The sequence below is a fragment of the Streptomyces sp. NPDC107528 genome (assembly GCF_055639295.1).
Genome location: NZ_JBVKAV010000009.1, coordinates 95946 through 109384, shown reverse-complemented (window position 1 = coordinate 109384; position 13439 = coordinate 95946). Strand labels below are relative to the sequence as shown.

Sequence of the window (13439 nt, the reverse complement as noted above, 5' to 3'; positions counted from 1 at the left end):
GTGCCCGATCGACCCGACCGATCAGCCCGACCGATCAGTGCGCTGTCCAGCCACCGTCGAGCACGAGCGACGTGCCGGTCACGAAGGACGCCTGTGGGCTGCACAGATACGCAACGGCCTCGGCGACCTCCTCCGGTTCGATGAGCCGCTTGACCGCGCTGTCCTGCAACAGCACCTCGGACAGCACCCGTTCCTCGGGAATCCCGTGCGCCTCGGCCTGGTCGGCGAGCTGCTGCTCCACCAGCGGGGTGCGCACATAGGCGGGGTTCACACAGTTGGAGGTGACGCCGTGGGGTGCGCCCTCCAGGGCGGCGGTCTTGGAGAGTCCCTCCAGACCATGCTTGGCGGCCACATAGGCCGACTTGAAGGCCGAGGCGCGCAGCCCATGGACAGAGGACACATTGACGATGCGGCCCCAGCCCTGCCCGTACATGTGGGGCAATGCACCACGAATCAGCCGGAACGGTGCCTCCAGCATGACGGTGAGCACCGTGTGGAAGACGTCCGGCGGGAACTCCTCGATGGGGCGCACCAGCTGCAACCCGGCGTTGTTGACGAGGACGTCGGTGCCTGCGGCGGCGTGTTCGGCGGCGTCCAGGTCGGTGAGGTCCAGGACGTGCGGTTCGACGGCGCCCGCGAGGCCCCGGCTCCGCTCCGCGAGCTCCTCCAGCCCCGCGGCATCCCGGTCGACCGCTCTCACCTTGGCCCCGGCGCCGGCGAGCCGTAGCGCACAGGCGCGGCCGATGCCGCCCGCGGCGCCGGTGACAAGGGCGGTGCGGCCGCCGAGGTCGAGCGGAGATGGCGACGACGAGCCTTGAGCGGGAGGAGTGCTGGGCGGGGTCATGGCTCGACCCTAGGCAGCGCCCTCACTTGACCACATATGGCCGCAGACCATACTTCAGTCCGAGGTCATGGGCTCGAACCACGTGGGTTCATCGCACTGTGCCTGCTTGATCCGGAACAGTTGACCTTCATCCATCGCGGGCAACGCGTCCACCTCGAACCATCCCACCTCCAGGGACTCGTCGTCGTTCACGCGCGCCACCCCACCGACGGCCCGGCAGCGGAAGGTGACGTCCATGAACTGGCACCTGTCGCCGTTGGGATAGGTGACCTCACTCCCGGTCCGGATGAGGACGACCCGCTCGACGACGCATCGGACACCCGTCTCCTCGTACACCTCCCGAGCGGCGGCAACGGCGGGCTGCTCTCCCGGGTCCGGGATGCCGTTGACCACCGTCCACTTGCCGTTGTCGGCGCGCTGCCCCAGCAGGACCCTTCCCTGCTCGTCGAAGACGACGGCGCTGACGCCCGGAAGCCACAGCAGCTGATGGCCGGCCGAAGCGCGGATCGTACGAATGAAGTCAGGAGTAGCCATGGTCACGACCCTAATGGGCCGGTAACGGCGCCCCCGGCGAGTTCCGGGGCATGCGATCGGCCTACCGCTACGCGTCGCCGGCGCGTCGCGCGCGCATGCCGGCGCCGATCGCCCAGCCGACACCGCCCGCGGCGACCAGCAGCAACGCGATCTCCGGGAGGATGCCGAGCCGCGTGGCGGGCGTCTCCGTGGAGCGCAGCGGCACCTCCTGGACAAGCGAGTCGGGCACGAACATGCCCGTGCGCTGCGTGATCGTCCCGTCCGGCATGATGATCGCGCTGACCCCGCTGGTCACCGGCACGGTGACGGTCCGGCTGTGCTCGACCGCGCGGACCCGGGACATGGCGAGCTGCTGGTAGGTCATCTCGCTGCGGTCGAAGGTCGCGTTGTTGCTCGGCACGGAGATCATCTGGGCGCCGTCGACCACCTCGGAGCGCACGGCCCAGTCGAAGGCGGCCTCGTAGCAGGTGACGAGGCCGACCTTGGCGCCGTCCATGGTGAACACACCCGGCTCGCTGCCCCGGCTGAAGTCCTGGCGGACCATCGAGGTCCAGTTCTCGTTGATCGCCCCGACGAGCGAGCGCAGCGGCAGGTACTCGCCGAACGGCTGGATCTGCCGCTTGTCGTACCTGTCGACGGGCCCCTTGACCGGGTCCCACAGGATCTGCTCGTTGAGCAGCTTGCCGTCCCGCTCCACGACACCACCGACGGAGATGGGCGCGCCGATCGCCTTGGCGGCCCTGTCGATGACGGCACGGGCGTCGGCGTTGGCGAACGGGTCGATGTCGGACGAGTTCTCGGGCCACAGCACGAAGTCGGGCTGGGCGATCTTGCCCGCCTTCACCTCGGCGGCCAGGCGCTCGGTCTCACGCGCGTGGTAGTCCAGTACGGCCCGCCGCTGGGCGTTGAAGTCCAAGCCGGCGCGCGGCACATTGCCCTGGATGACGGCGACGGTCGCGGTACCGTCCTCCGCCTTGTCGCTGACCAGGGGCCGTGCGGCCACCGCGCCCACCACCGGTACGGCCACGCTCAGCAGGGCGACGGCGGCAGTGGAGCGCCGTACGACGCGCGTGCGCCGCGCCTCGACAGCCAGGCGTACGACCTCGTACAGGCCGAATCCGCACAGGACGACCGCGAAGCCGAGCACCGGCGTGCCGCCCACCGCGGCCAGGGGCAGGAAGACGCCCTCGGCCTGACCGAAGGCGATCTTGCCCCAGGGGAAGCCGTTGAAGGGCGCACGCGCGCGTGCCGCTTCTCCGGCGATCCACAGCGCCGCCGCCCATACCGGCCAGCCCGGCAGCTTCGACACCGCGGCGATGCCCACGCCTACCAGCGCCACGAAGATCGCCTCGATCACGACCAGTGCCAGCCATGGCCCGGGTCCGACCTCCACGCCGGTCCACACCAGCAGCGGCAGCAGGAAGCCGAGGCCGAAGAGATAGCCGAGGCCGAAGGCCGCCTTCCAGCTGCGGCCGCGCAGCACCCAGCCGAAGACGGCGAAGGCCGGCAGGGCCAGCCACCACAGAGTGCGGGGCGGGAAGCTGACGTAGAGCAGCACTCCGGAGAGCGCCGCGGCGAGGGCCGGAACCAGGCGGCGCGCCAGCCGTGCCGCGCGCGAGGCGGTCGCGATCTGCGGCTCCAACTGGTCCGATTCGCCCACGGAAGTTGCGGTGACGGTCACTCCGGGAGTGTACGGCGGCCGACCTTGGCTCCGACAGCGCGGTCCGACGGCAGCGGGGCCCGGGCCTGCGCACGCGTGCGTGGACACCGGGGTCCCGGCCGACGCCCACGGTCCGTCCCCACGCGGACCGAGGCGCACAGGGCATGCCTGCCCCCGGTTCTTCGTGTGACGCATCGTTCCTGCACGACACGTCCACAAATCGGCCATCACCCGTTACGGTATGCCGGAGCCTCAGTCGTACCGGCCGGTCAGGTCCGGGCGGCCGGGGCCCGTCACAGGTCGGGGGACCGGGTTCGGGGGGCGGGGTGGATGTCACGGGGATGACGTCTGCGGCAGGTCCGGATGAGGACGACGACAGACGAAACGTTTCTGACGCGACGGGTGTAGCGGTTCTGGGGGCCTGCGCCGCCTGGTCGCTGATCTCGGCTGCCGTGCACGACGGCCGCCCCGAGGGTGTCCTGCTCGCGATCCTCGCCGTGTCCGCCGGTTATGCCGCCGGCCGGATAGGCGGGGCGCTGCTGCCCGTCGCCGCGCCCTGCGCCGGAGCACTGGCAGGAGTGAGCCTGACTCTGGCCGTTCCGCACCTCTCCCCCGGGCCCCGGATCGACGTCCCGCTGGGTCATGCCGGGGCCACCGCGGCCGTACTGACTCTCGCCGCCGGCGCCGCGTGCTGCGCCGCTTGGACCGCCTCCGCACCAGCCCTGCGACTGGGCCTGCGCATGCTTGCCGCCGGAATCGCGGTGACAGCGGCGGTCCTGGGCTCGACCACCGGCTTCGTCGCCTGTTCCGCCGTTGTGCTGTGCTCGCTCGCCGCCGGCCACATCCGCCATCGCGGCGTGGGCATCGCCGGACTGGCCCTGAGCGCCACGGCGGTCACCGGCCTGACCTGGACCGTCGCAAGCAACGTGGCGCCCGACGGACTCGCCGCCTGGCTGGAGGGTCAGCTCACCCGGCATCGCATCGAGCTGTGGCACGACGCCGTGCACCTGGCGAGCCGGGACCCGGTCCTGGGCGCGGGCCCAGGGCGCTTCGGGGAGCTCAGTACGACGGCGAGCGAGACGCTGCCGTCCGACGGCAAGCCGCACTCGGCGCTGTTGCAGCAGGCGGCGGAGCAGGGCGTCATCGGCGTGCTGCTACTGGCAGCCGGCTTCTGCTGGATGCTGTTCGCCCTGTGGCGCACCGCGCGCCCCACCCCGGTCGCGCTCACCGCGGGCGCGGCCCTGACGGCGCTGGCGGCGATCGCCGCGGTCGGCAACGCGCTCAGCTTCACCACCGTGTCGGTGGGCGCGGGCCTGCTGGCGGGGTTGGCGACTGCACGTCCGATCGTCAAGCAGCCGGTGCCGCACGAGATCGACGCACGCGCGCGTGGCGAGCGGCAGACCCCATGATCCGGGGCGGGACACAGGGGTCCGCCGACACACCGGGCCGCCAAGGGCCGGTTCGCGGGGATGTTCTCAGAGCGCCGTGTCGGCCGTCCGGGTCGGCAGCCGGTCCCTGATGACCCGTACGGCTGCCTCCGCGTCGTCCACGGTGACCGTGAACGTGTGTCCGTCCCACAGCTGGAGCACCAGGCCCTCACCACGCCGTACGACGACCGCGGTGCCCTTCTCGGGCCGCCACCGGTAGCCCCAGCCACCCCAGTGGCGCGGCGTGACATGCGGGACGAAATCCGCGCCCACGACCTCGGACAGGGGGATTCGGCGGCGCGGCACACCGATGTGGCCGCAGCGCACTTCGAGGCATTCCTGGTCGACCCTCAGGGCGACGTGCACGAACGCCAGAGTGCCGAAGAGGACCAGCAGCCCGGCCGCGATGCAGCCGACGACGGCCATGACCAACGGGAGGATGCCGTCCGTCCACGGCGAATCGATGGCCAGCTCGATCCCGAGCGCCATGCATGCGCCGCCGACGAGCGCCAGCAGCCATTGGACCCGGTTGGTCGCCCGCCCGGTCCAGACATCGGGGTGCGGCTTCCTGCCGTGGGGGTGGTCCCTCATGGCTATGAGGTTACTCAGATTTCGCTCTGCTGGTACCGCGCTGCAGAGGGTGATTGCGCCGACCGGGCCAGGGCGGACCGTGGGCGTCCGCTTGGTGACCGCCGGTTACCGGGCGGGGCTGATCGCCTGCAGCAGACGGCCTTCGTCGTAGGCGAGAGCGGGCTCGGGGAGCGCTCCCTCGCGGCCGCTCAGCAGCACCGTCAGGGTGCCGCTCGCTTCAGCCGTGGGGGCGGGCTGTTCGCCCAGTCGGCGCAGTGCCTGCGCGGCGACCGCTCCGGCGGAGCCGTGCAGGACGAGCGGCGGGAAGCCGGAGCGTTGGACGGCGGCGCGGATGCGGTCGGAGACGAGCTCGTAGTGCGTGCAGCCCAGGACGACGGTCGTCACGTCCTCTGGGGTCAGCCCGGCGGCCGCGGCGACGGCGGCGTCGATCGCCGTCTGGTCCGCGTGCTCGACCGCCTCGGCGAGCCCGAAGCACGGCACCTCGGTGACGGTGACGCCGTCGGCGAAGTCCTCGATGAGCCCGCGCTGGTAGGGGCTGCCGGTGGTGGCGGGCGTGGCCCAGATCGCGACGGGGCCGCCGCCGGCCGCGGCCGGCTTGATCGCCGGGACCGTGCCGATGACCGGAATGCCCGGTTCGAGGCGGGCGCGCAGGGTGGGCAGCGCGTGCACGGACGCGGTGTTGCAGCCGACGATCAGCACGTCGGGCCGGTGCGCGGCGGCGGCGTCGGCGACGGCCACGGCACGCCGGGTGAGATCTTCAGGAGTCCTGGGGCCCCAGGGCATGCCGTCCGGGTCGAGTGAGAGCACGAGATCGGCGTCGGGTCGCAGACGCCGTACTGCGGCGGTGGCCGCGAGCAAGCCGATTCCGGAGTCCATAAGCGCGATCTTCACCCGGTCACGATAGTCGATGGCCCCTTGCGGGCTCCCGGGGTGGGGCAGACTTCGCGCGTGAGCGCCATCGCGTGGACCGCCGCAGGATCACTCGCCGCCTGGCTGTGGCTTCTGCTCTGCCAGGGCTTCTTCTGGCGTACGGATGTCAGGCTTCCGCATCGGACGCAACCGGACCGGTGGCCGTCGGTCTGCGTCGTCGTCCCCGCGCGCGACGAGGCCGCGGTCCTTCCGGCCTCTGTGCCGTCGCTGCTCGCCCAGGACTACCCGGGGCACGCGGAGATCTTCCTGATCGACGACGGCAGTTCGGACGGCACCGGGGAACTGGCGCGCGAGCTGGCGCGACGGCACGGCGGACTGCCGCTGACCGTGGACTCCCCCGGCGAACCGCCGGCCGGCTGGACCGGCAAGCTCTGGGCGGTGCGCCACGGCATCGGCCTGGCACGCGCGCGTGACCCCGAGTACCTGCTGCTGACGGACGCCGACATCGAGCATGCGCCCGACAGCCTGCGGGAGCTGGTCGCCGCAGCGCGCACCGGGGGCTTCGACGCCGTGTCGCTGATGGCCAGGCTGCGCGTGGAGAGCCTGTGGGAGCGGCTGGTCGTACCCGCCTTCGTGTACTTCTTCGCGCAGCTGTATCCGTTCCGCCGGATCAGTAAGAAGGGGACGCGGACGGCGGCCGCGGCGGGCGGCTGCGTCCTCCTGAGTGCCGAGACGGCCGAGCGGGCGCGGATTCCCGACGCCATCCGGCACGCCGTCATCGACGACGTGGCGCTCGCGCGGGCCGTCAAGGGCGGCGGCGGCCACATCTGGCTGGGGCTGGCGGAGCGGGTGGACAGCGTGCGCCCGTATCCGCGGCTGCGCGATCTGTGGCGCATGGTCTCGCGCAGTGCGTACGCACAGTTGCGGCACAACCCGCTGCTGCTGGCCGGGACGGTCGCCGGGCTCGCGCTGGTCTATCTGGTGCCGCCCGCGGCCGTGGTCGCGGGGCCGGTGGGCGGGGACACGGTGACGGCGGTCGTCGGCGGCCTTGCGTGGCTGGTGATGACGGGGACGTATGTGCCGATGCTCCGCTACTACCGCCAGTCCCTGTGGCTCGCTCCCCTGCTGCCGTTCACCGCGTTCCTCTATCTCCTGATGACGGTCGATTCCGCGGTGCAGCACTACCGGGGGCGCGGCGCGGCCTGGAAGGGCCGCACCTACACACGTCCGGACGCGGTGCCCGACGAGGGCTGACTGCTTGCGGCTGACTACTTGCGACCCGGTGTCCAGTTCATGCCCCACGCGTACGCGTGGTCGACCGTGCGCTGCGGGCTCACCCCCCGCTCGGGGACCAGGTAGCGGGCCTCACGCTGCACGACCAGGTCGCTGCCGGTGTTGGTGATCAGCGCGAGCGCGCACACGGTCGAGGGGACCGTGCACTCGTCGAGCGAGAAGTCGATCGGGGCGCCGTGCTGCGGTGTCAGGGTGACTGTGGCGTGCAGGTCGGCGAAGGAACGCGCACCTTGGTAGATGGTCACGAAGATCAGGATGCGCCGGAAGGCCCGCTGGTGGTCGAGGTTGACGGTGAGGTTCTCGCCGCTGGCCACGGCGCCGGTGCGGTCGTCGCCGTCGAGGTGGATGTACGGGGGCTGGTGCAGGGCGCCGTAGGCGTTGCCGAGGGACTGGATGACTCCCTTGCTGCCGTCGGTCAGCTCGTACAGGGCGCACAGGTCGAGGTCGAGGTCGTTGTGCATGGCGACCGGGCGGCCCAGCTTGCCGGCCCAGCCCGAGAACTGCTTGCGCACCTCCCAGTTGAGGTTCACGCGCATGGCGCCCGACGTGCCGCCCTGCTTGGTCAGCGACACCGAGGGCGCCGCCTTGGTGAGCGTCACCTTGCTCAGGCTGACCGGCGGAGCCTGGGGCGCGGGCGGGGGGACCGGCGGCATCGCGGGCGACTGCATCGCCGGCGGCGGGGGTGCGGGCGTGGTCATCGGGGGCGCGACCGGCGGGGCTCCCGGCGTGGGGGCGGCAGCCGCGTTCTGGGGTTCGTCGACCGTAATGCCGTAGTCGGTGGCCAGGCCCTCGAGGCCGCTGCTGTAACCCTGGCCGACGGCACGGAACTTCCAGGCGCCCTGACGGCGGTAGAACTCACCGAGGACGAAAGCGGTTTCAACGGTGGCGCCCGCGCTGTCGAAACGGGCGACTGAGGTGCCCTGGGCGGCCTCCTTGACCTCGATGTAGAGGTCCGGGACCTGGCCGAACGATCCGCCGTCCGCGGAGGCGGCGAGGATGACGGTCTCGATCGCGGGCTCCACGCGCGCGAGGTCGACCAGCACGCTGTCGGTCACCCGGCCGCCGGCGTCCCGCTTGCCCTCGTGCCGGACGGCGCCGGAGGAGTGCTCGGGCTGGTTGTAGAAGACGAAGTCCGCGTCGGAGCGGACTTTTCCGCCGACCAGCAACAGAGCCGAGGCGTCCGCGTCGGGCACGCCCGGTCCGGAGCGCCAGCCCAATTCGACCCGCAGTGCCGTCGTCGGCACCGGAACATTCGATCCTTTCGGCATTGACATGTCCGCCCCCATCACGGGTCACCGTGCCAGGCACGTCCTGGCAGCTCATCGGCTTCTTACAGGGTCAACCTATTCCCCGCGACATCGAACTCCCATGAGGGGCACATGAACACCGCCGGTCAATCGCCGGTCAACCGCCGGTAACCCGCCCGGAGCTCGGCATTTACACGATCCGAACGCGGATTGACGTCCCTTTTTGCCAAGTTCGCTCGCATTGGGGATCCAGCGTCACTGCGGACACATAAAACAACCCTCTTATCGGTCTCCCCAACCAGCACATCGTGGGCTTACCTTATGTGCCATGACCTCCCCCCGCTCCACCTATGGCGGCGGCTACTACTCCGCCTCCTTCCCGGACACCCCGATCTACGACTCGCTCGTGGCCGAGCGGGGCACCCCGCAGATCGCCCCGATCCGGGTCCCCGCCGCGTACGACGCTCCGGGCAGCCACCTGCCCGCGCTCCCGTCGGCACTGCCCGCCCTCCCGGCGGCCCCGTCCCAGCCCTCCTACGGTTATCCGCATGCGCAGCAGCCCGCGCCGCTGCAGCAGGCGCCCGCCGCCTACATCCCGCAGCAGGCCGCGCCGCGCGGCTATCCGGGTCCGCAGCCGCAGCAGCCTCGTCCGGTGGCCCCCGGCGGTATGGGCTACGAGGCGATGCGCCCCGCGGCTCCCCGGCCCGCCGCGGCTCCCTACCAGGACCCGTACAACAACCAGCAGTACCGCGGCTACTGACCCCTTCCCCATCGGCTGTCGTCGCCACCTGGCACGATGGCCCCATGGGGCAAGCGCAGCTGCAGTCGATCCACGTTCATCCGGTCAAGGCGTTCCGGGGCACCACGCTTCGGACAGCCGTCGTGGAGCCCTGGGGGCTGGCCGGAGATCGACGCTGGGCGCTGATCGACGCAGGGGGAAAGGTCGTGACGCAGCGCCAGCAACCGCGCCTCGCCCTGGCCGCCGCCGAGCCGTTGCCCGGCGGCGGTGTCCGCTTGTCCGCGCCCGGCATGGACCCGCTGACCGTGCCCGCGCCAAGGGCGTCCGGCACGGTGCCGATGGAGATCTTCCGCGACAAGGTCGAAGCGGCCCCCGCCGAGGACGAGGCCGCGCACGCCTGGTGCAGCACGTATCTCGGCATCGAGGCGCGCCTCGTGCACATGGCCGATCCCGGCACGTGCCGGCCCGTCGACCCTGAGTACGCTCTGCCGGGCGAGACGGTCAGCTTCGCCGACGCCTACCCACTGCTGGTCACTACGACCGCCTCCCTCGACGCCCTCAACTCCCTCCTGGCCCGAGGTGATCACCCGGCCGAGGGCCCGTTGCCCATGAACCGCTTCCGGCCGAACGTCGTCGTGTCGGGCACCGCCGCCTGGGCCGAGGACGACTGGTCGAGCATCGCCATCGGCGAGGTCACCTTCCGTGTCCCCGACAAGTGCGGACGCTGCGTGGTGACCACGATCGACCAGGCCACCGCGGACCGCGGCAGGGAGCCCCTGCACACCCTGGGCAGGCACCGCAGGACGGGCGGCAAGCTGGTGTTCGGCCAGAACCTGGTGCCCCTCTCGCGAGGCACGATCCGGGCCGGGGACCCGGTCACGGTCCTCGACTGAGAAAGATCTCCCGCGCGCGACGACATGCGGGAACCGGGGCCGGGGGCCCGTGCGTTGGGCATTTCGTGAGAAGTTCATGAGAAGCCCTGGCGGCAGGTGATTTCGCTCTCTCTTCGCCGGGCTCGCGAGTGAGCGGCTCCGGGAGGGGCTATCACGGAGCGGGAAGGGGTGGCGGGACATGCGGGCGATCAGCGGACTCTGGCGCTGGCGGCACAATCCGCTGTGCCGTGCGACCGATCTGGCCGAGGCCTGGGTCGCCCTCGCGGCCCTGCTGCTGATCCTGGTCGCCGCGCCCGTGGTCGGCTCCCTGGTCGGCGGCCTCGCCCAGGACACCCTTCAGGAGTCCGTGCGCGACCAGCGCGCGGCCCGGCATCTGGTGACGGCGACCGTGGTCCGCAAGCTGCGGGGCTCCCCGCTGGACTCCGACCCCGAGGCCACCACCGGACGGGACCGTCGTACCCGCGTGCTGGCCGACTGGACCGCACCGGACGGCAGCGTGCACCAGGGGCAGGTCATGGCCGGCCTCGACACCCCACAGCCCGGCGACCAGTTCAAGATATGGACGGACCAACAGGGCCGCACGGTGGCCCGCCCCCTGGACTCCGCGACCGCGGCGACGCACGCCGTGCTCGCCGGGGTCGGTTCGGCCCTGCTGGCCATCGGCCTTGTCGAGGGCGGCAGACGGCTGGTCGTCTGGCGCATGGTCCGTGCCAGGTACGCGCGTTGGGACCAGGCCTGGGACAAGGCAGGCCCCGACTGGGGCCGGACCGGCACCGGCAGCTGACGGCCTTACCGCTCTGGTCAACCCACCGCCCGCGCGCACGCTACGGTGGACCGGCCGAACTCTTCGGGAGCAAAACCCGCGTACTACGAGGTGGGGGCACATCAACGCCATGGCACAGGGCACGGTCCAGGTGACGCACACCGGCACATCGCGGTGGCGGCGCCGCACGGGTGAGTACGCATCGCTCGCCGCAGCCCTGGAGGCCGCGACCGACGGTGACGTCCTCACCGTCGCGCCGGGCACCTACCGGGAGAACCTCGTCGTCCAGCGGGCGGTGACCCTGCGCGGCCCCGAGGGCTCCCCGGGCTCGGTGCGCATCGCGCCTCTGGACGGTGTGCCGTTGACCGTGCGCGCCTCGGCGGTTGTTCAGGACCTGCACGTCGAGGGCCAGGACGCTGCGGCACCCGCACTGCTCGTCGAGGAGGGCACCCCGGAGTTGTCGGACGTCCGCATCGTCACTCGGTCCGCGGCCGGGATCGAGGTGCGGGGTGGCGCGCGGCCGACTGTGCGCCGCTGCACCGTCGACAACCCGGCGGGCATCGGCATCGCCGTACTCGACGGCGGGGGCGGCGTGTTCGAGGAGTGCGAGGTCGTCGCGGCCGGCCAGGCCGGCATCGCCGTACGCGGTGGTGCGCACCCCCGGCTGGAGCGCTGCCGGGTTCACCACGCCTCGGGCTCGGGGCTGACGGCGACCGGTGAGAACTCCGCTCTGGAGGCCGTCGGTTGCGAGGTCTACGAGGTCCGCGGCTCCGGCGTCCAGATCACCGGACGGGCCACCGCCCACCTCACCGACTGCGATGTGCACCGCACCACCGCCGACGGTGTCACGCTGGACACGGACGCCGTACTGACCCTGGCCGACTGCCGTATCCACGACATCCCGGAGAACGCGGTCGACCTGCGCTCCCGCTCCGTGCTCACCCTGACCCGCACGACGGTGCGTCAGTTCGGTCGCAACGGCCTGTCGGTGTGGGACCCGGGCACGCGCGTGGACGCCAACCAGTGCGAGATCTTCGACAGCACGGGCGACTACCCGGCGGTGTGGGTCAGCGACGGCGCCACCGCGGTGCTGGACTCCTGCCGGGTGCACGACGTGCCGGACGCGCTGTTCGTCCTCGACCGCGGCTCGCGCGCGGACGTCGTGGACAGCGACCTGTCGCAGGTGCGCAACACGGCCGTGTCTGTGAGCGACGGCGCCACCGCGCAGCTCGACGACTGCCGGATCCGGGACGCGGCGACCGGCGCCTGGTTCCGGGACCACGGCAGCGGCGGCACCCTCAACAACTGCACCGTGGACGGCACCCAGACCGGCGTGATCGTCACCAAGGGCGCCGACCCGACCATTGAGCGCTGCACGGTCGAGTCCCCGGCGGAGGCCGGGTTCTACGTGTCGGCGGGCGGCCGAGGCACCTTCCTCAACTGCCGGGTGAGGGGCAGCGCCGGCTACGGCTTCCATGTGATCGACGGCTGCCGCACGACGCTGCGGAAGTGCCGTACGGAGCGGTGCGCGCGGGGCGGGTACGAGTTCGCGGAGGGCGGCCCGGACACGGCCGGGGCGGGCCCCGACGTGGAGGACTGCACCAGCGACGAGAGCGCGGGCGTCAGGCAGCCGCCGTCGGCGGCGGAACCCGTCGTGCAGACGGCGCGGCAGTCCCCCGGGCTGCTCGGCGCGATCCCCGGTCAGCGCAGCACCGAGCAGGAGCCGCTGATCGCCGCCGCGGAGCCCGAGAAGCCGTCCCGGACGTCCAAGGCCGTCCTCGGTGAACTGGACGCGCTGGTGGGCCTGGAGAGCGTCAAGCGCGAGGTGCGCGCCCTCACCGACATGATCGAGGTGGGCCGGCGCCGTCAGGAGGCGGGCCTCAAGGCCGCGTCCGTCAAGCGCCACCTGGTCTTCACCGGCTCTCCCGGCACCGGCAAGACGACGGTGGCCCGCCTCTACGGCGAGATCCTCGCCTCCCTGGGTGTCCTGGAGAAGGGACATCTGGTCGAGGTGTCCCGCGTCGACCTGGTCGGCGAGCACATCGGCTCCACGGCGATCCGCACACAGGAGGCCTTCGACAAGGCGCGCGGCGGGGTCCTGTTCATCGACGAGGCGTACGCGCTGTCGCCGGAGGACTCGGGCCGGGACTTCGGCAAGGAGGCCATCGACACGCTGGTGAAGCTCATGGAGGACCACCGGGACGCGGTCGTGGTCATCGTGGCGGGCTACACGGCCGAGATGGAGCGCTTCCTTTCGATCAACCCCGGTGTGGCGTCCCGCTTCTCACGGACCATCACCTTCAGCGACTACGGCCCCGAGGAACTGCTGCGGATCGTGGAGCAGCAGGCCGAGGAGCACGAGTACCGGCTCGGCCCCGGCCTCGGCGAGGCCCTGCTGAAGTACTTCACGGCGATCCCCAAGGGCCCGGCGTTCGGCAACGGTCGCACGGCACGCCAGACCTTCGAGGCGATGGTGGAGCGGCACGCGAGCCGGGTCGCCCAGCTCGACGAGCCGAGCACGGACGACCTCACGCTGCTGTACGACGAGGACCTGCCCGAGCTGGGCTGACCTCGGCAC

Annotated in this window: 12 protein-coding genes; 6 read left to right on the top strand and 6 right to left on the bottom strand. The window is 71.7% G+C overall.

Going from position 1 to position 13439, the window contains the following annotated elements:
* Window positions 1-34 precede the first annotated feature (34 nt).
* From ACZ7L5_RS27605 to lnt, 3 genes are all read right to left on the bottom strand, one after another.
* Window positions 35-844: a 3-hydroxybutyrate dehydrogenase gene (locus tag ACZ7L5_RS27605; RefSeq protein ID WP_471519641.1), complete on the bottom strand. Its 810-nt coding sequence runs from the start codon at window positions 842-844 to the stop codon at window positions 35-37.
* 54 nt (window positions 845-898) lie between these two features.
* Complete coding sequence (locus tag ACZ7L5_RS27600) at window positions 899-1378, bottom strand: NUDIX hydrolase (protein ID WP_471519639.1); 480 nt, start codon at window positions 1376-1378, stop codon at window positions 899-901.
* 67 nt (window positions 1379-1445) lie between these two features.
* Window positions 1446-3059 carry an apolipoprotein N-acyltransferase gene (gene lnt / locus ACZ7L5_RS27595; protein WP_471519637.1) on the bottom strand — a complete coding sequence of 538 codons (1614 nt, stop codon included), beginning with the start codon at window positions 3057-3059 and terminating at the stop codon, window positions 1446-1448.
* 320 nt (window positions 3060-3379) lie between these two features.
* On the opposite strand from lnt, the gene ACZ7L5_RS27590 reads away from it, so the two are divergent.
* Window positions 3380-4447 carry an O-antigen ligase family protein gene (locus tag ACZ7L5_RS27590; protein ID WP_471519635.1) on the top strand — a complete coding sequence of 356 codons (1068 nt, stop codon included), beginning with the start codon at window positions 3380-3382 and terminating at the stop codon, window positions 4445-4447.
* 66 nt (window positions 4448-4513) lie between these two features.
* Here ACZ7L5_RS27590 and ACZ7L5_RS27585 read toward each other — a convergent pair whose 3' ends face one another.
* Window positions 4514-5056 (bottom strand): hypothetical protein, encoded by a 543-nt coding sequence (locus ACZ7L5_RS27585; protein WP_471519633.1) that lies wholly within the window; start codon window positions 5054-5056, stop codon window positions 4514-4516.
* A gap of 105 nt (window positions 5057-5161) precedes the next feature.
* The gene (locus ACZ7L5_RS27580) at window positions 5162-5947 is read right to left on the bottom strand and encodes a glutamate racemase (RefSeq protein ID WP_471519631.1); all 786 of its coding nucleotides are present in this window, start codon (window positions 5945-5947) and stop codon (window positions 5162-5164) included.
* A gap of 39 nt (window positions 5948-5986) precedes the next feature.
* On the opposite strand from ACZ7L5_RS27580, the gene ACZ7L5_RS27575 reads away from it, so the two are divergent.
* Complete coding sequence (locus tag ACZ7L5_RS27575; RefSeq protein WP_471519629.1) at window positions 5987-7180, top strand: glycosyltransferase; 1194 nt, start codon at window positions 5987-5989, stop codon at window positions 7178-7180.
* A 14-nt stretch (window positions 7181-7194) separates the two neighbouring features.
* Here ACZ7L5_RS27575 and ACZ7L5_RS27570 read toward each other — a convergent pair whose 3' ends face one another.
* Window positions 7195-8487, bottom strand: coding sequence for a TerD family protein (locus ACZ7L5_RS27570; RefSeq protein WP_471519627.1), 1293 nt, complete (start codon window positions 8485-8487; stop codon window positions 7195-7197).
* A 307-nt stretch (window positions 8488-8794) separates the two neighbouring features.
* Between ACZ7L5_RS27570 and ACZ7L5_RS27565 the strand changes: the two genes are divergently transcribed.
* The 4 genes from ACZ7L5_RS27565 (at window position 8795) to ACZ7L5_RS27550 (ending at window position 13430) form a co-directional block, all read left to right on the top strand.
* Window positions 8795-9226: a DUF6643 family protein gene (locus ACZ7L5_RS27565; protein ID WP_471519626.1), complete on the top strand. Its 432-nt coding sequence runs from the start codon at window positions 8795-8797 to the stop codon at window positions 9224-9226.
* Between the two features lie 44 nt (window positions 9227-9270).
* Window positions 9271-10098: an MOSC domain-containing protein gene (locus ACZ7L5_RS27560; protein ID WP_471519624.1), complete on the top strand. Its 828-nt coding sequence runs from the start codon at window positions 9271-9273 to the stop codon at window positions 10096-10098.
* A gap of 178 nt (window positions 10099-10276) precedes the next feature.
* Window positions 10277-10882, top strand: coding sequence for an Rv1733c family protein (locus ACZ7L5_RS27555; RefSeq protein WP_471519622.1), 606 nt, complete (start codon window positions 10277-10279; stop codon window positions 10880-10882).
* Window positions 10883-10991: 109 nt separating this feature from the next.
* Complete coding sequence (locus ACZ7L5_RS27550; RefSeq protein WP_471519621.1) at window positions 10992-13430, top strand: right-handed parallel beta-helix repeat-containing protein; 2439 nt, start codon at window positions 10992-10994, stop codon at window positions 13428-13430.
* The last annotated feature ends 9 nt before the right edge of the window (window positions 13431-13439 follow it).